Consider the following 23337-nt stretch of genomic DNA (forward strand, 5'->3'; position numbering starts at 1 on the left):
ACCCTTGAGCGACATTCGTGATGCCCTTACTGCAATCATTCCCCTTCCCTGCCCGGTTCGGCGCCGCGATCGGCATGCTCTGCATGTTGACCGCCTGCGCCCGGCCACCAACCCTTGCCGAGCCACCCGCAGCTTTGCAGGCAAACCCGCTGGCGAACGCACCGGCCGGTGTCAGCAGGCAGCCATTGCCGCAACGTTGGTGGGCGCTGTTCCAGGATCCGCAACTCGACCGCTGGGTACAGCTAGCCCTGGCCCACAACCAGGACCTGGCACAGGCCGAAGCCAATGTGCAGGCCATGCTGGCCGGTATCGGCGAATTTGGTGCGCAGCGCTGGCCATCGACTTCGGTAGGCTTTGCCGCCACCTACGGCAAAAGCACCGATGACCAGACCCTCGCCGAAGCGACCGACAGCCACGCGCCATCACAATGGCAGTTCAACCCGGGCATCGAGCTGGCCTACCAGGTGGATGTCTGGGGCCAGGTGCGCGCCGCCATCCAGCGGGCCCGGGCGCAAGCCGACGCCAGTGCCGCAGCACGGGACCTGATGCGCCTGCACGTGGTTACCCAGACCAGCCGCGCCTACCTCGACCAGTGCCTCTATGCAGCGCGCCTGGTCGAGGCGAGGCAGTCGCTGCAAACCCTCGAACGCAGCGTGCAGCTCAGCGAACGTCAGCACCGGGCGGGCGTGGCCACAGCGCTCGACAGCGAACGCCTGTCGGGCTTGCGCGAGCAGGTGCGGGCGCAGCTGCCGATGCTCGCCGCGCGGCGGCAGATGGCGCTTTACGAGCTGAGCATGCTGAGCGGCCAAGCCTCGGTGGCCGAAACCGCAACGTGCCCAGCCATACCCACGCTGTCGTTGCCGTTGCCGGCTGGCGATGGCTGGCATTTGCTCGAGCGCCGGCCGGATGTGCGCCAGGCCGAACGCGAGCTGCAGGCCGCGAGCCTGGAAACCGACATCGTCCGGGCCGACCTGTACCCGAAGGTCAGCTTCGGCGCCTCGCTGACGTCCTCGGACCATCACCTTGCCAACCTTGGCGACAGCCGCGCGGTGATGTTCGGTATTGGCCCGCTGATCCGTTGGGAGTTCCCCAACATGCAGGCCAACCGGGCACGGGTTGGCAAGGCCGAGGCGTTGCAGCAGGCGCAGGTAGCCCATTACCACAGCGTGGCGCTGAATGCGCTGAAGGACGTACGCCAGGCGCTGGCCAGATACGACGGTGAACGTCAGCGGTTGCAGGCACTGGATACGGCGCTGGTGCACAGCCAGCGTGGGTTTGCCCTCGCCCAGGGCAATTACCGCGCCGGTACGGTTGACGGGCTGGCCATGCTGGACAGCGAGCGGGAACTGATCCGCCTGCGGGCCAGCCACGTCGAGGCCCGAGGGCGACTGGCGCAGGCACAGGTCAACCTGTTCCGTGCCTTGGGCGGGCGGTGGTAGCCCGCAGCAAAAATCCATGGGGCCGCTGCGCGCCCCATCGCCGGCAAGCCAGCTCCCACAGGGATTGCACATCACCTGAGGTCAACACGGTCGAGGTGGGAGCTGGCTTGCCGGCGATGGGCTGCCTAGCAGCCCCTATATCAATAATGGAAACCGAACATGAATGTCGCCTTAGACCGAACCGCACCCGCCGAAACTGCACAACAGACAAGAGCCAGATCCCGTCGCCGCCTGGCCTGCATCACCAGCGGTAGCCTGGCAGCGATCACCCTGCTGGCCTTCACCAGCTACTGGCTCACCACCGGCCGCTACCTGGAGACCACCGACGATGCCTACATCCGCGCCGACTGGGTAGCCCTGAGCCCACGCGTGGCCGGCTACGTGGCCGAGGTCGAAGTAGCTGACGACCAGCCAGTGAACGCCGGCGATGTACTGGTGCGCCTGCAAAACCGCGACTACCGCGCGCGCCGCGACCACGCCCGTGCCGGCGTGGCCGAGGCACAGGCGGCACTGGCAGCCGCCCAGGCCAGCCGACAGGTGGCGAACGAGCGTATCTACCAGCAACAACAAGCCATCCTGCAGGCTGCAGCGGCCGTGCGCAGCGCCACCGCTGAACAACACCGGACTGAACTGGACATGCAACGCTATCGTGGCCTGGTGCGTGACGACGCTGCGACCGTGCAGCGCCTGGAAACCGCCAGCGCCCGTGCCACCCAGGCGCAAGCCGCACTGCAAGCCGCCCAGGCCGCGCTGCGCGAGCAACGCTCACAGCTGGCCATGGCCAAGGCCCGGTCAGCCCAGGCTGACGCCGAACTGCATCAGCACGCGGCAGCCTTGACCCGCGCTCAGGCCCACCGACAGCTGGCCGAGCAGGACGAACAGGACACCGTGATCCGCGCGCCGATCACTGGGGTGGTCGGCCAACGCCGCGTGCGCGCCGGCCAGTACGTGGTGCCGGGCCAGCCGCTGTTGGCAGTCGTACCCCTGCAGCAAGCCTATGTGGTGGCCAACTACAAGGAAACCCAACTGGCCCGCATGCGCCCCGGGCAACCGGTAGAAATACGGGTAGACAGCTTTGCCAGTCAGCCACTGCAGGGCCATGTGGCCAGCTTCTCTCCCGCCTCGGGCAATGTCTTCGCGTTGCTGCCGTCGGACAATGCCACCGGCAACTTCACCAAGATCGTCCAGCGCTTCCCGGTGCGCATTTTGCTCGACACACCGCTGCAGGGCCCAAAAGTACTCCCCGGCATGTCGGTAGTGAGCACGGTCGACACCCGCCCTGCAGAGGTTGCCGATGCGCACTGAGCAAACCGTCTCGCTGCGCGCCTGGGTGGCAGTGCTTGGGGGCCTGTTCGGCTGCTTCATGGCCGGCATGAACGTGCATGTCACCAGCGCTGCGCTACCAGAAATCCGAGGCTCGCTAGGCGCCAGCTTCGAGGAAGGCTCGTGGATCTCCACCGCCTACCTGGTGGCGGAAATCGTGATGATTCCGCTGACGGCCTGGCTGGTGGAAGTGTTCTCGCTGCGCCGGGTGATGTGGACCGGCTCGCTGATCTTCCTGCTCGCCTCGGTGGCCTGCTCGTGGGCGCCCAGCCTGGAAGCGATGATTGCCATCCGGGTGGTCCAGGGGGCTGCGGGAGCCGTACTGATCCCGCTGTCATTCCAGCTGATCATCACCGAGCTGCCGGCCAGCAAGATGGCCATGGGCATGGCACTGTTCAGTCTGGCCAACAGCGTGGCGCAGGCAGCCGGGCCGTCGATTGGCGGCTGGCTGACTGATGCCTTTTCGTGGCGCTGGATCTTCTACCTGCAGCTGTTCCCCGGCATCGCGCTGCTGTTCGCCATCGCCTGGTCTATCGACGCCAGGCCGATGAAGCTCGAATTGCTGCGCAAAGGTGACTGGCTGGGTATCGGGGCCATGGTGACAGGCCTGGGTGGCCTGCAGATCGTACTGGAAGAAGGCGGCCGGCTGGACTGGTTCGGCTCGCCGTTCATCGTCGGCATGAGTGTGCTCGCCGGCATTGCCCTGGTAGTGTTCGTGGTGACCCAGCTGTTCGGCCAGCGTGCATTCATCAACCTGCGTTTGCTCGGCCACTACAACTTCGGCGTCGCCAGCGTGGCGATGTTCATCTTTGGCGGTGCCACCTTCGGCCTGGTGTTCCTGGTACCCAACTACCTGTCGCAGTTGCAGGGCTTCAGTGCGCACGACGTGGGCGTAACGCTGATCGCCTATGGCGTGGTGCAGCTGCTGCTAGCCCCCTTGATGCCACGGTTGATGGGCTGGACCAGTGCCAGGTTCATGGTCGCCAGCGGCTTTCTGATCATGGCCCTGGGCTGCTGGCTGGGGGCGAGCCTGAGCGCCGACAGTGCCGACAACGTGATCATTCCGTCGACGGTGGTCCGTGGCATCGGCCAGCCCTTCATCATGGTGGCCTTGTCGGTGCTGGCGGTGGCCGGGCTGGACAAGCGCGAAGCGGGTTCGGCCTCGGCGGTGTTTTCGATGCTGCGCAATCTGGGGGGTGCGATGGGTACGGCGGGTTTGACGCAACTGGTGGCGACGCGCGAGCGCTTTCACAGTGAACGTATTCACGAGCAGGTGACGGTGTTCGAGCCAGGCGTGCAGGAGCGCATCAACCAGACGGTACAAAGCTGGTTGCCGCATCAGCAGCAGATGCTGGAGGGGTTGGCGGGGACCATTCGGCGCGAGGCCTACCTGATGGCCTACAGTGATGCCTTCTACCTTGCCTGCCTGGCACTGCTGGGGTGTGCGCTGGCGGCACTGCTGCTGCGGACGCAGCGGGCCACATGAGGCAGCTGTTAAACTGCCGGACATCCCGTATTCCCGACCGAGCAAAACCATGAATCCGACGCGCTACGCCACCGTGGCAAAGCACCTGATGGAGGGTATTGCCAGCGGCCATTATCCGGTGGGCAGCCTGCTGCCGACCGAGCATGAGCTGTGCGCCCTTTACGCTGTAAGCCGGCACACCGTGCGCGCAGCCATCGACCAGTTGCTCGGTCAAGGCCTGGTATCGCGTCGCAAGCGCGTGGGCACTCGGGTCGAGGCCAGCAGCCCGCGCGGGGGGTATTCGCAGTCGCTGTCCAGCGTGGCTGATATTGCCCAGCAGGCGCAGACCCAACAGCGGCAAATCCAGGAGGTGAGCCACTTCGTCGCCGATCTAGGCGAGGCGGCGCGGTTGGGGTTGGTGCCGGGGGAGCATTACTTCTGTGTGTCGAGCATTCGCGTCGATCGTGCGCATCATGCCGCGCCGCTGTGCTGGACCGATGTGTACGCCCCGCGCGACTATGCCGAAGTCATCGAACTGGCGCGTGCGCACCCCGACCAGTTGATTGCCGGGTTGATCGAGCGGCACTTTGGCCGGCCCATCGGGGTGGTCGACCAGCAGGTGCGGGCGGTGTTGCTGACGGCGGAGCTGGCCCGGGCGTTGAAGGCCGAGGCGGGATCCCCAGGGTTGAAGATCATTCGCCATTACCGCGAGGAGAATGGTGACTTGATGGCGGTTTCCGAGACGGTGCACCCGGATGACCGCTTTACCCTGGTGACCCAGATGCGCCGGGACCGTTCTCCATCCTGATCGCGCACACGGGGCCGCTGTGCGGCCCATCGCCGGCAAGCCAGCTCCCACAGGGACCGCGTCGGGCTTGAAGGCTGCGCGGTCCCGTGGGAGCTGACTTGCCGGCGATGGGCTGCGAAGCAGCCCTCAGGGCCCTGACCGACGAACCCAAGGCATAGCCCTTGCCCTGCGTTTTACATCCCCAAAACGCGTTCAGCTTCCAGCAACTGCTGCCCCCGCCCCGTGCTCACCCGATGATCCCGCGCCAGCCAGCCATAGATCGTCGGCAGCACGAACAGGGTAAACAAGGTCCCCACCAGCATCCCGCACACAATCACCACCCCCAGCCCGAAGCGGCTGTTGGCCCCGGCGCCGCTGGCGAACAGCAGCGGCAGCACGCCGAAGGTCATCGCTGCCGTGGTCATCAGCACTGGGCGCAAGCGTATCTGTGCAGCACGGACAATGGCGGCAGCACGATCCAGGTTGTCGCGCACCTGGATCTCGTTGGCAAACTCCACCATCAGGATGCCGTGCTTGCTGATCAGGCCGATCAGCGTCACCAGGCCAATCTGGGTGTAGATGTTCAACGTGGCCCAGCCCAGCGCCAGCGGCAGCAGCGCACCGCAGATCGACAGCGGCACGGTGACCAGAATGATCAGTGGGTCGACCAGGCTTTCGTACTGCGCCGCCAGCACCAGGTAGATCACCACCAGCGCGGCGAGAAACGCCCACATCAAGGCAAAACCCTCCTGCACATACTGGCGCGATTCCGATTGCCAGTCGTGGCTGAAGCCCGGCGGCAATTCGGCGGCAAGCTGTTCGAGAAATGCCACGGCGTTGCCCATCGACACACCCGGCGCCGGGATTGCCTGCAGGGTGCTGGCGTTCTGCTGATCGAACTGCAGCAGGCGGTTGGGCGCTACTTCGATATCCAGGCACACCACGCTGGCCAGTGGTACCAGGCTGCCGTTTTCGGCGCGCACATATTGACGGTTGAGCGCTGCAGGCGTCAGGCGCTGGTCCTGGATACTCTGCGGAATCACATCGTAGGAACGCCCGAACAGGGCAAACCGGTTGAGGTACTGCTCACCCACCAGCACACCCAGTGACTCGCCTATGGCCTGCATGCTGATGCCCAGGCTGGCCGCCTTGGCCCGGTCGACGCGCACCTTGATCAGCGGGTTGTTGTAGTCGAGGTCGCTGTCCACCACGGCGAACAGGCCACTGTCGCGAACACGCTGCTTGAGCACTTCCATGGTCTGGTAAAGCTCGGGGTAGCCCTGGGCGCTGCGTAGCACCATCTGCACCGGGAGGCCGCCACTGGAGCCCGGCAGTGCTGCAACCTGGAAGGCGAAGATGCTACTACCTTCGATATCAGCCACAGCCTGCTGCAACTGTGCCTGCACCTGTGCGGCGGAACGCTCGCGGGCCTGCCAGGCACTGAGGTTGATACCACCGAAACTCACGGCCGGGCCGTCGGTTCCGTTGATGATCCAGGTATCAGTGGTTTCGCCGATGGACTTCATCACCTGGTCCAGTCTGAGGGCAAAGTGCTCCACATAATCCAGGCTGGCATGCTGCGGCGACTTGATGGCGGTCAGCACCGCCGCCTGGTCTTCCGGTGGCGCCAGCTCCCGCTGGGGCAACAGGTACAGCCAGGGCAGGCTCAGGCACACCAGCAGCGCCACGCCAGCGCTGATCCAGCGATGCGACAAGGTATAGGCCAGCACCCGCCCATAGCTGCCAGTCAACGCCGCAAACAACCGATCGGCCATGTTGGCCATCGCGCCATGCTGCTGACCGGGTTGCAACAGCAACGAACTCATCACCGGCGACAAGGTCAGCGCGACGATGCCGGACACGATCACCGCGCCCGCCAAGGTGAGGGCGAATTCGCGGAACAGCGTGCCGGTCAGCCCGTCCATCAGGCCGATCGGCGCATACACCGCCGCCAGGGTCAGGGTCATGGCAATGACCGGCCCGGCGATTTCCCGCGCCCCGGCCAATGCCGCCGCGACCGGCGACTTGCCCTCTTCGATGTGGCGGTGCACGTTCTCCACCACCACGATCGCATCGTCCACAACCAGGCCGATGGCCAGCACCATCGCCAGCAAAGTCAGCAGGTTGAGGCTGAAGCCGAACAGCAGCATCAGGCCCGCGGCGCCCAGCATCGACAACGGAATGGCCACCACCGCGATCAGCACGTTGCGCAACGATCCCAGGCACAGCCAGATCACCAGCACCACGATCAGCATCGCCTCGACCAGGGTGCGCAGCACCTCGTTGATCGACGCGTCGATGAAGCGCGCAGTCTCATAGGCCAGCGCCACCTTCACGCCGGGAGGCAGGGTCTGCTGGATTTGCGGCAGCAGTTGGCGAATACCCTCGACGATCAGCAGCGGGTTGCCGGTCGGCGTGGGGAACAGCCCCAGATGCACGGCAGGCTCGCCGTTCATGGTGGCGCTGGTCTGGGTGGCCGCCGCGCTCAGCTCGACCGTGCCGACATCGCGCAGGCGCACCAGGTCGGTGCCATCGTTGCGGATGATCAGCTCACGGAAGTCCTCGACCCGGGTCAGGTCGGTGTCCACCTGGATATCGGCCAGCACGTACTGCCCGCGCACCTGACCCGGGGACGCCTGGTAGTTGTTGGCGCGCACGGCCTGCGCCACGTCCGCTGCCGTCACCCCGCGCCCGGCCATCTGTTCGCTGTCCAGCCACAGGCGCATGGCCAGGCGCTGGCCGCCGAACGACTGCACCTTGGCCACACCCTCGATGCCAGAGAACTGCGGCTCGACTACCCGCGACAGGTAATCGCTCAGTTCCGGTATCGACAGGCTGTCGCTGGCAAAGCCCACGTAGGCCACGGCGGTGGAGTCGCCTGCCGACAGCTCGACCACCGGGTCGTAGGCCTTTTCCGGCAGGCGATAGCGTACCTGGTTGACCTTGGCCATGGCCTCGGCCAGCGCCTGGGTCGAATCGCGGTTGAGCAGCATGCGCAAGGTGATCAGGCTTCGCCCCTGCTGCGACGATGAGGACAGGTAATCGATGCCCTCGACCGACGACACTGCCTGGGTGATCGGCTGGGTCACGAAGCCTTGCATCAGCTCGGCGGAGGCGCCGGGGTACTCGGTGCTGATGGTAATGGTCGAGCTTTCCAGCAACGGGTACTGGCGAATCGGCAGCTTGCCCATGGCAAACAGCCCCAGCAGGATGATCAGGCTGCTGACCACCAGCGCCAGCACCGGACGGCGCACGAACACATCGGTGAATTTCACGGCTGCCGCCCTCCCTGGCTGGCCTGCAGGCTGTCCTGGGCCAGCGGCTCGACCGTCATGCCGTCACTGAGCTTCAACTGGCCGGACACCACCACACGGTCACCGGGGGCAAGGCCGGTAGTGACTTCCACTCGCCCCTGCCAGCGCTCGCCGGTGGTCACCTGCACCCGCTTGACCCGGGTGCCGTATTGCGCATCGTTGATGGCGACGAACACGGTCTGCCCGTAGGCGGTGTAGGTGATTGCGGTTTCCGGCACGGCCAGCACGGTCGAAGGCTGCGCGGCGTCCAGGCGCACACCGGCATACATGCCCGGCTGCAACTGCCCGTCCGGGTTGGGCAAGGCTGCCTGCACGTGCACCAGGCGCGCCTTGCTGACCACCGGGTCGACCGCTACTACCCTGGCCTGAAAATCTTGCCCGCGCGCGGCGTCCACCGTCAGTGCCAACACTTGGCCGACATGCACGTCAGGGGCGGCCTGTTCGCCCAGGGCAAAATTCACATGCAACTGGCTGATGTCCGCCAGGCTGACGATGGCCTCGCCAGCACCCAGATACTGGCCCTGATGCACCCGACGAATGCCCAGCTTGCCGGCAAACGGCGCGCGGATGGCCTTTTGCGCGATCAGCGCCTCGACATGCTGCAGTTCACCGCTGGCCACATCCACGGCAGTGGCGGCGTTATCCAGGAGTTCCTGAGACACGGCATTCACTGCCCGCAGCTTGCGGCTGCGTTGCAGTACCACTTCAGCGTTACGCAACCTGGCCCGCAACTGCACCCGTTGCGCCTGCTCCGGCGCATCGTTCAGCTGCACCAGCAATTGCCCGGCAGTTACCACCTGCCCCGACTCGAAGGCAATGCGGGTAATACGCCCCGCCATTTCGGCCGCCACCTGTACCTGATTCACGGCCTCCAGCTCCCCCGAAGCAAAGGTCTGCCGTGCCAGCGGCACCTGCTCGGCGGTGGCCAGCGCCACCTTGGTCGCCGGCCACGCCGCCGCAGCGGTTGGCGGCGCACCGCTGCCCACCAGCGCACAGGCAGCGGCCAGCACCCCGGCAACAACGCCAGCACAGGCCAGTAACGTCCGTTTGTTCATGCAGTGCTCCGATCATCAGGAAAAGCGGTTGCGGGGAAGACCGGGCGGGACTATAAGAGCTCAACTTAACTTGAGGTCAACTGGCATGGCAGCGGACAACACGCGGATGCTCACAGTGGGTGAAGTGGCCAGGCGCAGCGGTGTGGCGGTGTCTGCGCTGCACTTCTACGAGACCAAGGGGCTGATCGCCAGCGTGCGTACGGCAGGCAACCAGCGCCGCTATCCCTCGCTGGTGCTGCGCACGTTGGCGATCATCAAGGTGGCGCAGCGCACGGGTATTCCGCTGGAGGAAATCAAGCACGCGTTCAGCCGTTATGCGCCCAACAGCAAGCTTACGGCGGCCCAATGGGGCGAGATGTCGACGGCCTGGCGCGAAGACCTGAACGCCCGCATTCGCACGCTGGAGGCATTGCGCGACAGCCTGGACAACTGCATTGGCTGCGGTTGCCTGTCGCTGGAGGATTGCCCGCTGCGCAACCCTGAGGATGTGCTGGGCAAGGAAGGTGCCGGGGCGCGGATATTGGAGAGGAAAGCCCGATAGCGTGGTGGCTGTCCAGCTGCCATCGGGATCGCATGAGGGCTGACAGGTGCTTGCCGACGCATTTGCAGCGCTTGTGAAATCGAGCGCCGCGCGGGCAGCGCTCGATTTCACAGGCGCTGAAAATGTTGTGGCAAGCATCTATCAGCCCCGTCCAGCCTCCCCCCTGCACACAACTGGAACTAAACAGTTACCCCCGTCCCCTAACCTTCTGCTGCTAACTCAATGCATTTCCCAGGAGGGTTTACCCCATCATGAAGCGCGAACAAATCGAAGGTGTTGCAGAGAACCTTGCAGGCAAGGCGCAGAGCGCAGTCGGTCGCCTGGTTGACGACCCGGCACTGGAAGCTGAGGGTGATGGCCGTCAGGTCGCCGGGCAGGTCACCAAAAGCTACGGTGATGCACTCGATAGCGTCTCCTCGTTCGTCAAGGCAAAACCCTTTACCGCCCTGGCCATAAGCGCCGCCGTCACGCTGGTGGTATCTCGCCTGCTGCGCCGCTGAGCGCTGGCGGCAAGCCGTCGCAACCCGGTGCCAGGTACCCACCCGGCCCGGGCCATCACCAGATGGCAATGTCGTAGGTCAGGTACAAACGGTTGCTGTCTCGCCCCCGGGCAAAGTCAGAGCGGTACACATAGTTGCGCAGCTTTACCCCCAGCCCCTGCAACGGGCCGGCCTGCACCACATAGGCCAGTTCCGCGTCACGCTCCCACTCCTTGATACCGGCGGCACCCGAGCGGCTATTGTCTCCGCTCAGGTAACGGGCCATGAACGTCAGCCCTGGCACACCGGCGGCAGCGAAATTGTAGGCATAGCTGGCCATCCAGGTCTGTTCCTGTTCCTCGACGAACTTGCCGATTCCCACGTTGCTGAACGAATACACCGTCGCACCGCTGATGTAAGGCAAGCCTGCTTCACCATCCAATTCCTGATAACCCGCGCCGACTGTATGCCCTGAGTGCGCATAGGCCACCTGCCCGCTGAACATGTCGTTGTCGATGGGGCCAGCGTAACCCGCTCCGCTGTCCCGGCTCTTGAAGTAACGAAGGTCCGTGGTAAACACTCCGCCAGCCAGCGGCAAGTCGTGGACCACACCAACGAAGTCCTGGCGGTAAAAATGCTCGAGCTGGCCATGGAAGTAGCTCAGGCGCAGTTGTTTGCTTACGGCATAATCGGCCCCGGCAAAGGTGAAATCGCCCGCCTGCCCACCACCATAGCCATCCAGGTAGAGCCCGGTACTGTCAGACGAGTCGCGCTGTTTGAAGCGGTCCAGGTGGCCGGCAGTCAGCGCCAGCCCGGCGATATCGGTGCTGGTCAGTTGCGTGCCTTGATAGGTTTGCGGCAACAGCCGCGCATCGTTGTAGACCAGCACCGGCGTCCTGGGCAGCAGGGTGCCGTGCTTCACTACGGTCTGCCCCATACGCGCCTTGGCCGTGATCCCCGCGCTGGCAAACGCGTCAGCCGCACGCCCGTCATCGTGTACCGGCAAAAGCCCCGTCCCGCTGCGCCCACGGCCTGAGTCGAGGCGCACGCCCAGCAGGCCAACGGCATCGAAGCCCACGCCCAGGGTGCCCTGGGTAAAACCCGACTGGTAGTCGAGCAGAAAACCCTGCGCCCACTCCACCCGCTCGCTTTTGGCGCTGGCAGCGGCGCGGGCACTCATGCCCTGTTCATCACGGAAGTTCTCGTTGAAATAGACATTGCGCAGCTGCAGCTTGAGCTTGCTGTCATCGACGAATCCGCCGGCGCCGGCAACAGGCAGCCAGCCGCAAAGCAGGCCACAGGTGGCCCCACGGAACACAGCTCGGGACATGATCGGTACTCTGTTGTTGTTGTCAGAATGAGCAGTAAATGAGCGCCCGATAGCGCCTAGACGAAGAAGGACAAGGCTCCGGTAAGCAGTGCCAGCGCGGTGATCACCAGGGAGGTCAGCACCGCCCATTTCACCGTAGCTTTCTGAAAGTCACCGATGTCACGGTCGACCATGCCCACCAGCAGCAGGGTCGATGCGACCAACGGGCTCATCAGATGCACCGGCTGCCCCAGCACCGAAGCGCGGGCGATTTCTACCGGGTCGATGCCATACGCCGCCGCTGCGTTGGCCAGGATCGGCACAACCCCGAAGTAGTAGGCGTCGTTGGACAACACGAACGTCAGCGGCATGCTGGTCAGCGCCACCACCAGCGGAAACCAGTGGCTCCAGGCTTCGGGGATCCAGTCGACGAGGGTCTGCGCCAGGGCGTCGACCATTTTGGTGCCAGAGAAGATGCCGGCGAAGATACCTGCGGCAAACACCAGCAGCACCACCGTCATGGCATTTCCCGAATGGGCGAGGATGCGTTCTTTCTGCAGGTCCAGCTGCGGATAGTTGATCATCAGCGCGGCGACAAAGCCGATCATGAACAGAATGGCGGCATGCATCAGCCCCAGCACCAGTGCGGTCATCACGGCAATCACCAGCACCAGGTTCACATAGGCCAGGCGCGGGCGCTTGTGCGGGTTGTCGCCGAGGATTTCCTTGATGTAGCAGTTGCCACCACCGGACTCCAGGGCAATGTTGCCGATCCGGCGGCGCTCGGCGCGCCCCAGCAGGAAGGCGGTGAAGACCACCCAGGCGGCGCCGCCGATCATGGTCGGCAGCATCGGGATGAAATACTCCGTGGCGTCCAGCCCCAGCGCGGCAATGGCGCGGGTGGCGGGCCCGCCCCAGGGGCTCAGCCCGCTCATGATGCTCAGCGACAGCATCGACACGGTGGCCAGAACCATCGGGTTCATGCCGATCCGTTTGTACAGCGGCAGCATGGCGGCACAGGTGATCATGTAGGTGGTAGTGCCGTCACCGTCCAGCGCCACCAGCAGCGACAACAGTGCGGTGCCGATGGCAATCTTGATCGGGTCGCCGTTGACCCGCTTGAGGATCTTGCGGATCAACGGGTCGAACAGGCCGGCGTCGATCATCAGGCCGAAGAACAGGATGGCGAACAGCAGCAAGGCCGCCGATGGCGCGACCATCTTCAAGCCGTCGAGCATCATCTTGCCCAGCTCGGGCGCGAAGCCGCCGACGACAGCGAAAACGATCGGGACTACGGTCAGCGCAACGATTGGCGACAGGCGCTTGCTCATGATCAGGTAGGTGAAGGTCACCACCATGACCAGGCCCAGGAGTGCGAGCATGGTATTTCTCTCTTGTTTTTATTGTGCGTGGCCACCTGCCGGGCAGGCAGCCCCCTGCCCGGCCCGGCATCGCTGTGATGCCGGGCGGGCGTTCAAGTCAGGTTGGGTATAACGCCGTTCAGACGTGACGGCGTGGTTCTGCGGGCCAGGCCGGCTGTTCGGGTTCGACTGCAGCGGTTTGCGCCGGCTGCTCGCCGTCCAGGGTTCGCAACAGTGTTTGCCGGTCACAGGCGTTTTCCGACAGCGAAATCACCACGGTGGCCACCGCGTTGCTGGCAAGGCTGGTCAGCGCGCGGGCCTCGGACATGAAGCGGTCGATGCCGATCAGCAGGGCCAGGCCGGCAAGCGGGATGTCGTGGATCACGGTCAGGGTCGAGGCCAGGGCCACGAAACCGCTGCCCGTCACCCCGGCAGCACCCTTGGATGACAGCAGCATGATCGCCAGCATGGTCAGCGTCTGCCCAAGGGTGATATCGATATTGCAGGCCTGGGCGATGAAGATGGCTGCCAGCGACAGATAGATGGCCGTGCCGTCGAGGTTGAATGAATAACCGGTCGGCAACACCAGGCCCACCACGCCTTTCTTGCAACCCAGCTTCTCGAGCTTTTCCAGCATGCGTGGCAGCACGGGCTCGGTCGAGGAAGTACCGAGCACCACCAGAAACTCTTCGCGAAAGTAACGCAGCAGTTTCCACAGGCTGAAACCATTGGCACGGCAGATACCGCCCAGCACCACCAGCACGAAGAACGCGCAGGCGATGTACAGCGTCCCCACCAGCTTGGCCAGCGACCCGAGCGAGGTAATGCCGTACTGGCCGACGGTAAACGCCAGCGCACCGAAGGCGCCAATCGGGGCGAAACGCATCAGGTAACCAAAGATGCGGAAGACCATGGTGGAAGCGGATTCGAGTACATCCAGCACCGGCTTGGCTTTCTCGCCCATCGATGACAACGCGAAACCACAGAGCACGGCGATGAACAGTACCGGCAACACTTCGCCCTTGTTGAATGCGCCGATGAAGGTGTCGGGAATGATGTGCATGAAGAAGTCCACCACGCCCAGCTTGGCTGCCGAGGCCGTGTACTGGCTGAGGCCTTCGGTGCTGAGGGTGGCAGGGTCGATGTTCATGCCTGCGCCAGGCTTGAACAGGTACACCGCCGCCAGCCCGATCGTCAGGCTGACCACGGTCAGGCCCAGGAACAGCAACAGGGTCTTGCTCATCAACCGCCCCAGCGAGCGCTTGTCGGTCATGCCGGCGATGCCCGTGACGATGGTGCAGAACACCACGGGGGCGATCATCATCTTGATCAGCTTGATGAACGCATCACCCAGCGGCTTGAGGGCCACGGCCTGTTGCGCCCAGAAGTGCCCAACCACCACGCCCAGCAGGACGGCGCAGAGGATCTGGAAGTACAGCGATTTGGCGAGTCTCATGAGGCATCACCCATTGTTGAAATTGTGCGGATGCGCTTGTTGCGAATGTGCAGGTTGAATAACGGCCTGTGCCTACCCCGCCAACCTGCGGAATGTAGGGGCGTAAACGAAGCCTGAGAAGAGCCGCCGGGCAGTTCGTACCACCGATGCCTGCAGGGTCTTGCCATCAGCACCACTGCGCGACAGCGCAACGTCGATACCGCCGCTCGGGTGTTCCAGGCGCACCTCGGTCAGTTGCCCGGCGCTTTCGCCCAGCAGGTCGCCTATCACGGTGCCGGGGCTGACGCTGGCAGTCGCCAGCCCGACCGCACCGGTGATTGCCAGTGCACGGTGGCAGCTGTGCGGCATGAAATAGCGAACCTGCAGGGTGCCGTCGTACCGAGGCTCGGACACCAGCACCGGCTTGGGTATCACCATGCCACTCACATCACCCAGGCCCATGGCCTTGCCGGCCTTCAGGCGCAGCGCTTCAAGGCGCTTGAGCAGGGGGCCGTTGGCGTCCAGTTCGGCTGGGGTTTCCGACCCGGTGATACCCAGTTGGCTGGCCGCTACAACCATCATGGGCATGGCCATGTCGATGCAGGTGACCGGCACGCCGTCGATGACATCTTTGGCCTGGCCAGTAGGGAACAGCTTGCCCGTCTTGCTGCCGACGGCGTCGAGGAAGGTAATGTGTACCGGGGCGGCGGTACCGGGTACGCCGTCGATGGCGGTGCGGCCTTCATAGCGCACGATACCACCAGGTGTTTCCACCAGCGAATTGACGAAGGTACCGGTGTTCAGGTTGCGAATGCGCACCAGCGTCTTGCCTTCCTGGCCTTTGACCAGCCCCTGTTCGATGGCAAACGGGCCAACGGCGCAGAGCATGTTGCCGCAATTGGGTGCGGTGTCCACACGACGCTGGACGACCATGACCTGCACGAACAGGTAGTCGACGTCGGCGTCGGCATGCAGCGAGGGGCTGACGATCGCCACTTTGCTGGTCTGCGGGCTGCCGCCACCGATGCCGTCGATTTCCAGTTCATGACCGGAGCCCATCAGGTTGATCAGCAATTCGTCGCGTTCGACCACATTGGCAGGCAGGTCCCAGGCGTGGAAGATCGGCCCTTTGGAGGTGCCGCCGCGCATGAGGACGCAAGGAATTCGTTGCATGATTTCGCACTCTTGTTGATCAATGGGCATCATTGATGCTGTGAGCAAAAGAGTGACAGGCATGGATAAATCAATCCAATGCAAATATCGTAGCCATTATTGCGACTCACAAAATAATCGCGGAATGTTCGCCGGCAGGATTCGCTATGGAATATGAGCTTCAAGACATTCGATCTTTCGTGAAAATCGCCGAACTTGGCAGCTTCCACGAAGCAGCAGAGGCGCTGCACTTGTCCCAGCCAGCGCTGAGCCGACGGATCAAGAAGCTGGAAGAGGGCCTGGGCACCTCGTTGCTCGAGCGCACCACACGTCGGGTCAGCCTGACCAGCGTGGGCCGCGATTTCCTGCCCAAGGCCAGGCGCCTGCTGGATGACTTCGAGGACTCGATCCTCAGCATCCGCGAACTGGCCGAGCGCCAGACCGGCCAGGTCACCCTCGCCTGCATCCCGACGGCGGCGTTCTATTTTCTGCCGTCGGTGATTCGCGACTACAACCAGCAGTACCCGAAAATCCGCATTCGCCTGCTGGACCTCAGTGCCAATGACGGGCTCGAAGCCGTGCTGCGTGGCGAGGCCGATTTCGGTATCAACATGATGAGCGGCCAGCACCCTGACATCGAGTTCGTCTCGCTGGTGCAGGAGCATTTCGTGCTGGCCTGCAGGCGCGACCACCCGCTGGCAAACCGTGAAGCCGTGACCTGGACCGAGCTGGCCGACTACCGCCTGATCGGCGTCGGCCGCCTGAGCGGCAATCGCATGCTGCTGGACCACGCGTTGTCCGGGTTGAACCTGCGGCCCAAATGGTTCTATGAGGTGCAGCACTTGTCCACTTCGCTGGGCATGGTGGAGGCCGGGCTAGGGGTGTCGGCCATGCCCAGCCTGGCAATGCCCAGCGCCGACCACCCGACCCTGGTCAGCGTGCCGCTTAACGAGCCGCAGGTGACCCGAACGCTGGGGCTGGTCTATCGCCGCGGGGCCTCTTTGTCGCCTGCAGCGGAGAAGTTCGTGTCGATCCTGTTGGAGAAATGGCCCAACCGCTAGAAGCGCAGCCGGGTTGTGGGGCCAATGCGCCCCCTGTAGAAGCGGGTTCACGCGCGAACACGGGCGCAGCAGCCGGTGCCACACCCCACGTCGCCAGCCTGGCGCTCAGTCGCTCTTGCCCAGCACATACCGGTCAAACTGCTCGATATGCTCATCCAGGTTGTCCTCGAGCATCATCCGGTACTGATCGCAGAAATACTTCAGCAGCTCCTCCCGCGCGGCACCCAGCTCCGCCCCGGATTTGAAACTGCGGGCGCTCATCCAGGCATTGAAGCGCGCCGCACCAAAGGTCAACGAAGCACTCACCTTGCCCAGGTCCTCGAGTTTTTCGATCTGCTGGTTCGCCAGTTCGATATGCGCGTCGGCGCGGTCATAAAAGGCCTGGTCGGTAATTTGGGTCATTGCGCTTCACCTTGTTGCGAGAGTCGAACCGGGGGCCAAGCCTTGCATGTCGCGGCGCATACGTGCAAGGCTGAAAAAGGATCACCCATTACAGAAAAGGAAGCAAAGCACCTTATGCTTGGAATCACACGTATCCATCGCTATTTGCGCCCACTGCCTGCAAAACGTATTGCAGCCAGTGGGCGTGACCTTAACGGCAAACCAGGCGCACGCCTGGCCTCGAAGCTCGCAACACTCCTCTGCACGCCCCGCTCCGCCCCGCCTTACCTGTGCGTCACGCCTGAGCGCCCCCCTGTCGATCGTGTCCCTCCTACCTGACTGCCAACGCTGCAGCTCACACGCCATGCCCGCTATTCACAGGCGGGATGTCTGACACGACAACAGAGGCAACACCCCCATGCTTTTTTTCCACGGTAAACGCATTTTCAGCGCCATCTTCGATATGGACGGCACCCTCTTCGACACCGAGCGTTTGCGCTTCAAGACATTGAAGCAAGCCTCACTCGAGATCTTCGGCAAGGCCCTGGGCGAGCACACCCTGATCGGCTCGCTGGGCCTGAGCGCGAAGAAGGCCGAAGCCCTCGCCAAGGCGCACAACGGTGAAGACTTCCCTTATGCGCAAATCCGCCAGCGCGCGGACGAACTTGAGCTGGAGTACGTGCGCAACCACGGCGTCCCGATCAAGGCGGGCTTGCTGGAGGTACTGGAGCGGCTGCGCAAGTCGGGGCTGACCATGGCAGTCGCCACCTCCAGCCGCCGTGCCATTGCCGAGGAGTACCTGATCAACGCCAATGTGCTCAAGTACTTCGACATCACCGTGTGCGGTGATGAAGTCAGCCAAGGCAAGCCCCACCCAGAGATATTCCTCAAGGCCGCCCGCGCACTCAATTGCGAGCCTGACCAGTGCTTCATGGTCGAAGACTCGGAAAACGGCATGCTTTCGGCCATCCGCGCAGAAGGCCAGGCCATCCTCATCGAGGACATCAAGCCGCCCGCGCCAGAAATCAAGGCCGGCGCACTCAAAGCCTACCGCAGCATGCAGGAGTTCCTGGCCGACTTGAGCGAGTGCGTACCCGACCTGGGCATGCCAGCGCTGAGCGAACCCTTCCCGGCTTCGTTGAACCAGTTCCGCGTGGGCATTCATGGCTTCGGAGCCATCGGCGGCGGTTACCTGACGCAGGTATTCTCCCATTGGGACGGCTATACCCGGCCTTGCGAAATCATCGCCGCCAGCCGCTCGCGCATGCTGCGCGAGAGCGTCAGCGCATTTGGCCGCTACAGCGTGCGCTACGGTGCGACTTCGTTCGACCAGACCATCGACAACGTGCGCATGATCGACATGGACGATGATGCTGCCGTGATCGACATGTACACCGCTGCCGAAATCATCGGCCTGAGCCTGCCCGAACAGGCCATCCGCAGCCAGGCCAGGGTGATTGCCCAGGGCCTGCTGCAACGCTTTGAACGCCGTGGCCGCGAACTGACCCTGCTGATCGTGCTGAACAAGGTAGGCGGCGGCGCCTTTGTGCGCCGGCACGTTGAAGCTGAACTGGCGTTGCTGTGCCCTCCGGCAATCAGCGAGCAGGTCTTGCAGAAGACCCATTTTGCCGAAACTGTGGTCAGCCGCATTGTCTCCAAACTGGGCAACGACGCGTTGGTGCGACAACTGCGCATCAAGTCGCAGATGTTCAGGAACAGCCTGGAAGACGAACCTGCCGACACCCGCAAGCCCGCTGCGGCCCTGCCTGAATACGAACGGCTGATTGGCCATTTCAGGCCCTTTGCCCAGCCCAGCAGTGCGATGAACCAGCTGCATCTGATCCTGTTCAACAGCGAACCCGACATGCCGCTTTATGTAGAGCACGGCAGCGAGCTGCTCGAACGCCTGCGCCAGGTGACGACAGTGTCTGACATCACCCAGATCCAGGTCATCAAGAACCGCCTGTGGAACGGCCCGCATGCCATCGTTGCCTGGTATGCAAGCCTGCTGGGCCACGACTCGGTAGGCCAGGGTATGGGTGATGCACGCGTCAGCGAACTGGCCGAACGCCTGATCCGCCAGGAAGTCGGGCCCGCACTGGTCGCGCAATACCCGCAGATGGCGCAGGTGGTGGACCGTTTTGCCCACACCTTCCTGGAGCGCTGTACAACCTCGTTCAAAGACCCTTGCGCCCGGGTGGGGCGCGACCCTTTGCGCAAGCTTCAACGCAACGAACGCATCTTCAGCAGCATCGACCTTGCACGCAAGCATGCCATTGAAACCCCGGCACTGACCTTGGGTGCGGCCCTGGCCATTCATCATGCACTACGCTGCAGAGATGCAAAAAACCTGGAGGCCCAGGCGATCAGGCAGGTGTATGTGGACAACGATGGCAGTGTCGAGGCCGTGCTGACCCATGCTGGCAGCCACAACGGCAAGCGTTTCCCCGGGCTGGACCCGATCAGCGACGCGCAACTGATCAGCGCCATTGCCACGGCCTTCCGGCGGTACCCGCAGGAGGCTGCAACAAGCAGGCGAGACGACCTTTGCGTAGGTGCATGACCTATTGATGTAGCGGACAGGCTCTGGTGCCTGCCAGATAATGTTTATACAGGCTTGACCGGGGCTGCTTTGCAGCCCCGGTCAAGCACTGCCATCAAGCAACAATGCCGCGAGTTTCGCCAGCTCGAACCGACCAACCGGATCAACACCGTCTTCCATCATCCAGGTTGCCGACAACCCTGCCCACGCCAACGCCCATTGCATCAGTCTTTGCCGATCGATATGGGCAGCCTCGCAGATGATCCCGACTTGCTCTTCCGGGCTATGGGAGACTTTCAGCATGGCCGGTATATCGCCATGGCGAACAGGTAACAATTGGCCATTGAGCGATGCGAAGGGATCACCGTCGATGGTCAGCGCCCATACCTTCAAGTACCGATCAAATACTGACTCGTTCAATTTTGCGTTTTCGCCCCTGTCAGTTCTGGTTTCCCACAATTGCCGCAATCAGCACCTGAACTTCACAAAAACAAGCTCAGGGTCGCCCTCATCCAGGTTTTCAACCTGGCCACTGCCGATGAAACCGAGTTTGCCGAGCAGCGCCTGCATGGGCAGGTTCGACGCGTTGGTCGAGGTGAACAGCTTGGCGCCGAGCGACCGGGATTCCAGTTCACGAACGATGGCTGCCCCTACGCCACGGCGACGTGCCGAACCCAGTACCACAACCAGCGGGATGAATTCCTGCCCGAAAAATGAGTGGTCCAGTACGCCGTAGCCCAACAGCAGCTCAGTATCGTCAGCATCCGTTGCCACCCAGCACTGGCCGCAAGCTACCGCACGGGCAATGAACTCCCGTCGGCTTTCTTCGCGCTGCGCGATGACATCAAGATCAAAAAGCGCATCAAGGTCGGCTTGCCGGGCACGCCGCACAGGTGATTCGAGAACCATTGCTTCACCGTATAGACAGGTCAGGGAAAAACCCGATCAATCGCGTCACGATTGACAAGGTTCAGTGCAGGGAAGCCGTGCCGAGGGCAAGGCGAAGCATGCAGGCAAGCCACAAGCAAGGCCAGCCAGGATGAACATCATCACACCATCGCCCAGCGAGGGCATCAGGTCGTATTCACCGGGTTGCTGCAACAATCCCAGGATCCCCAGAATCCACAGCATTGCAAGGCTGCCCCCTGCCAGGCCTGCGCTGACACAGCCCCGCAAGGTGCGCTGCAGCCCAGACAAGACCGCCACCAGCCCCAGCAGCAAGCTCGGCAGCAAGAAAGCGATCTCGAACCCGATCGGGTAGAAGAACATGGCCAGAATACCTTCGCCGCGGCCCATCACCCCGATCAACCTGGGGTTGCGCACAAAGGCGGCAAACGTCACCACATTGAAGATCACGCCCATCATCAGGCCACCGATGAGCGGCGCTGCAGCGAACCCAAGAAAGACCCTTTTCCTGCCCGTCATGACTTCATCCCTGAGAGAGCCCGCCACACGTTGATGGCAAGCCATAGCTGCGGCAACGCCTGGACTGGAAAGTAGCCTTGTTTGATCGGTCCAGCGGACTATCAGGTAGCTGACGGTTCTACGGCTTTTCCTAGGTAAATTATTTTCAATCAGACGACCAGAAACTGTGCCGTAGGTAAGTTGAGTTTCGCTGCACCGAAATATCTCAATTAACTCGACAACATAAGCTCCAGACAACTTGTAGGAAAAATCTGAATTTCTTTTCAGGCCACTTGATCGCCCTTGGCTGGTGTTAGGTTTTTAACCTCAACCATGCACAGGGAATTTGTATATGCGCGTCAGCCTAGAGGGAAAAGGTCAGGCAGTAGATGGTGATGTCACAACGACGGGCGCTGTCTGTATTGCGACGGGGCATGGTTATCTGGATGAAGGCCGAATGGTGCTCCGTGAAGGCGACCACACTACGCCATGTCCTCGTTGTGGGCAGGTGGGAACTGTCGCCGAAGGTGTGGACCACTTCATTTCCGATGGCCAGCGGGTGGCCATGGACGGTGCGCTGGTTGTCTGTGGCTGTTCGCCGGGCAGCAACCGGGTGGTCGCGCCGTTGTATGAAGCACCGCCGTCTCCGCATGCCATTGCGGGGCGTGCCAATACTCACTTTGCCGAGCCCTCACCCACGGTCTACCCCGAACGCATTTCACAACCTGTGATAGGCGCATTGCCCGATACGCTGGAGCCTGGCTTCTACGTAGTCCCTCGACGCATGTCGTTCCCTCAGGTGCTGCTGCAACTGGCCGAGCACGATGCCACGTTGCCGATTTCCCGGTTGCAGCGACTCAACCCGACGTTTGCACAAGGCTTCAAGGCCGGGGAAATCTTCGTTATCGGTGATCCTGACAACGGCAATGCCTGCACGCGCGAAGAGGGGGCACTGATGGCAGCAGCGCAACATGCACGCCGCGCACTGGAGGTACTCGACTTCGCTGAAGCGGATTTCATGATGGATCACCAAGCTGAAATCGCCGGCTTGCTCAGTAACGCCAGCCTGTCCATGGGGGTGGGCAAGGACATGCTTGATCAAGGTTTGAAGCAGGTGAGTCATACACTGACGAGTATCGAGCAGTTGCACCAGCGGGAGTTCATGCGCCATGGCCACTTGAACAGCCCGGGCTTTTTCGCTGAACGGCGGCGCCTTCTGCAGCAGCTGGATGGACAGCTGAAAACAGCATTTCTGAACAAACAGTTGGGCCTTGGGAACTATGAGCGTTTGAGGAGGAGCTTGAATATCTCCACCAAAAGCCTCGTGCACCATTGGTCGAAAGCAGGCGGACCGGGGCAGATTCCCGGGTATGCGACTCATCTGGATAAGGTGGCGCGCCTAAGCAAGTACCTTGGATATGGAGGATACGCAGCAATTGGGGTGGGTGGGACTTCGTCCTACCTGAAAGTCCAAGAGGTATGTCGAGCCGGAGAAACCGAAGCTTGCAAGATGGTGCGACTCAGGGAAACTGGAAGTTTTAGTGGGAGTATTGTTGGTGGTGCTGCGGGAGGCTTCATCTCCGGGCTAGCTGTCACTTCAGTCTGTGCGGCTTTCGCTATTGGCACAGCAGGCATTGGGGCTCCAGTGTGCGGCATTGCTCTTGTCAGAGCTGGTTCGATGGCTGGGGGTTTGGCTGGCGAGGCTGTAGGGGAGGTGCTTGGAGAAAAGATCCATGAATTCATCGCTGATTGATATCAATAGTTGGCCACTGACAATCCAGCTATTTTTTCTAGCGGCGCCATTTGCTTTGAGTGCTATTGGCCTGACAGTAAGCGGCTGTGTTGCATGGTCTAGCGAGTTTGAGGTTCTTGATAGCTCTATTCGAACCAATGCCTATTTAGAGCAGATGAAGCGCTTTTTGGGGACCACTACCTACCGATCGCGATGGATGGTGGTCTGTGCTGTCAGCGGCCTCCTGACCTTTCCTCGTTTTCATTCAAGAATAGGCGTTGTTGATGCTGATGAATTAAAGGCTTTTCCTACAAGGCTGAGACGAAAGTTGGTTTTTTCGAGCTGGCTCATACTAATAGGCATAGCGTGGCTAGCGGTCGCCTATGTGATGGTGAGTCATTAGATCGTTACCCCTTCGTGAACTCTCGAAAAGGGTGTAGGCACTTAGCAAGTCAGACCCGCATTCGCGGGTCGTCCTCCTTTTGCCCGACCTATCGTTGACGCTTCCTTGCCGCTCCCCCTCCCCTCACATGACAGACACCAGCGATGACACATCG

Annotated in this window: 20 protein-coding genes; 10 read left to right on the forward strand and 10 right to left on the reverse strand. The window is 62.4% G+C overall.

Going from position 1 to position 23337, the window contains the following annotated elements; translation table 11 throughout:
* The first annotated feature begins 20 nt into the window (after positions 1-20).
* The 4 genes from AC5O5I_RS20050 to AC5O5I_RS20065 all read left to right on the forward strand — a co-directional run bounded on the left by AC5O5I_RS20050 (position 21) and on the right by AC5O5I_RS20065 (position 5035).
* Positions 21-1439 carry an efflux transporter outer membrane subunit gene (locus tag AC5O5I_RS20050; RefSeq protein WP_494511427.1) on the forward strand — a complete coding sequence of 473 codons (1419 nt, stop codon included), beginning with the start codon at positions 21-23 and terminating at the stop codon, positions 1437-1439.
* Between the two features lie 159 nt (positions 1440-1598).
* Positions 1599-2744: an HlyD family secretion protein gene (locus AC5O5I_RS20055; protein WP_494511428.1), complete on the forward strand. Its 1146-nt coding sequence runs from the start codon at positions 1599-1601 to the stop codon at positions 2742-2744.
* Positions 2734-4248 (forward strand): DHA2 family efflux MFS transporter permease subunit, encoded by a 1515-nt coding sequence (locus AC5O5I_RS20060; RefSeq protein WP_172227988.1) that lies wholly within the window; start codon positions 2734-2736, stop codon positions 4246-4248. Before AC5O5I_RS20055 ends, AC5O5I_RS20060 begins: the two co-directional genes overlap by 11 nt.
* A 49-nt stretch (positions 4249-4297) precedes the next feature.
* Positions 4298-5035: a GntR family transcriptional regulator gene (locus AC5O5I_RS20065; protein WP_494511429.1), complete on the forward strand. Its 738-nt coding sequence runs from the start codon at positions 4298-4300 to the stop codon at positions 5033-5035.
* A gap of 173 nt (positions 5036-5208) precedes the next feature.
* Here the strand turns inward: AC5O5I_RS20065 and AC5O5I_RS20070 are convergent, their stop codons facing one another.
* Positions 5209-8289 (reverse strand): MexW/MexI family multidrug efflux RND transporter permease subunit, encoded by a 3081-nt coding sequence (locus AC5O5I_RS20070; RefSeq protein ID WP_494511430.1) that lies wholly within the window; start codon positions 8287-8289, stop codon positions 5209-5211.
* A complete protein-coding gene (locus AC5O5I_RS20075) occupies positions 8286-9383 on the reverse strand; it encodes an efflux RND transporter periplasmic adaptor subunit (RefSeq protein WP_494511431.1) in 1098 nt (365 codons plus the stop codon). The genes AC5O5I_RS20070 and AC5O5I_RS20075 overlap by 4 nt, the downstream gene beginning before the upstream one ends.
* A gap of 85 nt (positions 9384-9468) precedes the next feature.
* Between AC5O5I_RS20075 and soxR the strand changes: the two genes are divergently transcribed.
* Both soxR and AC5O5I_RS20085 read left to right on the forward strand, forming a co-directional pair.
* Positions 9469-9924 (forward strand): redox-sensitive transcriptional activator SoxR, encoded by a 456-nt coding sequence (soxR, locus tag AC5O5I_RS20080; RefSeq protein ID WP_172230580.1) that lies wholly within the window; start codon positions 9469-9471, stop codon positions 9922-9924.
* 251 nt (positions 9925-10175) lie between these two features.
* Positions 10176-10424: a CsbD family protein gene (locus AC5O5I_RS20085; protein WP_172229409.1), complete on the forward strand. Its 249-nt coding sequence runs from the start codon at positions 10176-10178 to the stop codon at positions 10422-10424.
* A 55-nt stretch (positions 10425-10479) separates the two neighbouring features.
* Here AC5O5I_RS20085 and AC5O5I_RS20090 read toward each other — a convergent pair whose 3' ends face one another.
* The 4 genes from AC5O5I_RS20090 to AC5O5I_RS20105 all read right to left on the reverse strand — a co-directional run bounded on the left by AC5O5I_RS20090 (position 10480) and on the right by AC5O5I_RS20105 (position 15681).
* Positions 10480-11733 (reverse strand): OprD family porin, encoded by a 1254-nt coding sequence (locus tag AC5O5I_RS20090; RefSeq protein WP_172229411.1) that lies wholly within the window; start codon positions 11731-11733, stop codon positions 10480-10482.
* A 56-nt stretch (positions 11734-11789) separates the two neighbouring features.
* Positions 11790-13094 carry a CitMHS family transporter gene (locus AC5O5I_RS20095; protein ID WP_172229413.1) on the reverse strand — a complete coding sequence of 435 codons (1305 nt, stop codon included), beginning with the start codon at positions 13092-13094 and terminating at the stop codon, positions 11790-11792.
* A gap of 118 nt (positions 13095-13212) precedes the next feature.
* The gene (locus AC5O5I_RS20100; RefSeq protein WP_172229415.1) at positions 13213-14529 is read right to left on the reverse strand and encodes a dicarboxylate/amino acid:cation symporter; all 1317 of its coding nucleotides are present in this window, start codon (positions 14527-14529) and stop codon (positions 13213-13215) included.
* A 72-nt stretch (positions 14530-14601) separates the two neighbouring features.
* Complete coding sequence (locus AC5O5I_RS20105; protein WP_494511432.1) at positions 14602-15681, reverse strand: 4-oxalomesaconate tautomerase; 1080 nt, start codon at positions 15679-15681, stop codon at positions 14602-14604.
* A 146-nt stretch (positions 15682-15827) separates the two neighbouring features.
* On the opposite strand from AC5O5I_RS20105, the gene AC5O5I_RS20110 reads away from it, so the two are divergent.
* A complete protein-coding gene (locus AC5O5I_RS20110) occupies positions 15828-16721 on the forward strand; it encodes a LysR family transcriptional regulator (RefSeq protein ID WP_172229419.1) in 894 nt (297 codons plus the stop codon).
* 105 nt (positions 16722-16826) lie between these two features.
* Here the strand turns inward: AC5O5I_RS20110 and AC5O5I_RS20115 are convergent, their stop codons facing one another.
* Positions 16827-17123, reverse strand: coding sequence for a DUF3144 domain-containing protein (locus AC5O5I_RS20115; RefSeq protein WP_172229421.1), 297 nt, complete (start codon positions 17121-17123; stop codon positions 16827-16829).
* A gap of 397 nt (positions 17124-17520) precedes the next feature.
* On the opposite strand from AC5O5I_RS20115, the gene mtlD reads away from it, so the two are divergent.
* Positions 17521-19665 (forward strand): bifunctional mannitol-1-phosphate dehydrogenase/phosphatase, encoded by a 2145-nt coding sequence (mtlD, locus tag AC5O5I_RS20120; protein WP_494511433.1) that lies wholly within the window; start codon positions 17521-17523, stop codon positions 19663-19665.
* A gap of 81 nt (positions 19666-19746) precedes the next feature.
* On the opposite strand, the gene AC5O5I_RS20125 is transcribed toward mtlD, so the two are convergent.
* The 3 genes from AC5O5I_RS20125 to AC5O5I_RS20135 are packed head-to-tail and all read right to left on the reverse strand — an operon-like array spanning position 19747 to position 21114.
* Positions 19747-20064 (reverse strand): aminoglycoside phosphotransferase family protein, encoded by a 318-nt coding sequence (locus AC5O5I_RS20125; protein ID WP_494511434.1) that lies wholly within the window; start codon positions 20062-20064, stop codon positions 19747-19749.
* Positions 20065-20112: 48 nt separating this feature from the next.
* Positions 20113-20553 (reverse strand): GNAT family N-acetyltransferase, encoded by a 441-nt coding sequence (locus tag AC5O5I_RS20130; RefSeq protein ID WP_494511435.1) that lies wholly within the window; start codon positions 20551-20553, stop codon positions 20113-20115.
* 45 nt (positions 20554-20598) lie between these two features.
* Positions 20599-21114, reverse strand: coding sequence for a hypothetical protein (locus AC5O5I_RS20135; protein ID WP_494511436.1), 516 nt, complete (start codon positions 21112-21114; stop codon positions 20599-20601).
* 286 nt (positions 21115-21400) lie between these two features.
* Between AC5O5I_RS20135 and AC5O5I_RS20140 the strand changes: the two genes are divergently transcribed.
* Both AC5O5I_RS20140 and AC5O5I_RS20145 read left to right on the forward strand, forming a co-directional pair.
* Positions 21401-22801: a PAAR domain-containing protein gene (locus AC5O5I_RS20140; RefSeq protein ID WP_494511437.1), complete on the forward strand. Its 1401-nt coding sequence runs from the start codon at positions 21401-21403 to the stop codon at positions 22799-22801.
* Positions 22782-23183 carry a hypothetical protein gene (locus tag AC5O5I_RS20145; protein WP_172231374.1) on the forward strand — a complete coding sequence of 134 codons (402 nt, stop codon included), beginning with the start codon at positions 22782-22784 and terminating at the stop codon, positions 23181-23183. The genes AC5O5I_RS20140 and AC5O5I_RS20145 overlap by 20 nt, the downstream gene beginning before the upstream one ends.
* Positions 23184-23337 lie beyond the last annotated feature (154 nt).

The sequence above is a fragment of the Pseudomonas sp. 9_2_1 genome (assembly GCF_059295275.1).